This window comes from Burkholderia sp. E168m23 (assembly GCF_016586125.1).
Lineage (GTDB): Bacteria > Pseudomonadota > Gammaproteobacteria > Burkholderiales > Burkholderiaceae > Burkholderia > Burkholderia orbicola.
On the sequence record NZ_BCPP01001703.1, the window covers coordinates 1 to 553 of the forward strand.

Annotated in this window: 1 protein-coding gene; it reads left to right on the forward strand. The window is 64.4% G+C overall.

Annotation, left to right across the window (positions count from 1 at the left end; translation table 11 throughout):
• Positions 1–553: amidophosphoribosyltransferase (locus tag JMF90_RS39765; protein ID WP_268906113.1), on the forward strand; the 553-nt coding region annotated here is incomplete at both ends.

Genomic DNA, 553 nt, shown 5'->3' on the forward strand with positions numbered 1-553 from the left:
AGTATCGCGAAGGCTTCTTCAAGAACCGCTACGTCGGCCGGACCTTCATCATGCCGGGGCAGGCCGTGCGCAAGAAGTCGGTGCGCCAGAAGCTCAATGCGATGAGCATCGAGTTCAAGGACAAGCACGTGCTGATCGTCGACGATTCGATCGTGCGTGGCACGACCTCGCACGAAATCGTGCAGATGGCGCGCGATGCGGGTGCGAAGTCGGTGATCTTCGCGTCGGCGGCGCCGCCCGTGAAGTTCCCGAACGTGTACGGCATCGACATGCCGACGCGTGGCGAACTCGTCGCGCACGGCCGCACCGACGAAGAAGTCGCGAAGATCATCGGCGCCGACCACCTGATCTATCAGGACGTCGACGATCTGCGCCGCGCGGTGCGCGACATCAACCCGAAGCTCGAGCACTTCGAGGCGTCGTGTTTCGACGGCAACTACATCACCGGCGCGGTGACGCCCGAGTACCTCGATGCGATCGAGCGCGCGCGCCTCGCGCCGGCGTCGCAGGCCGATCGCGATACGGCCGGCGATACCGAGCGTTCGCAGATGAA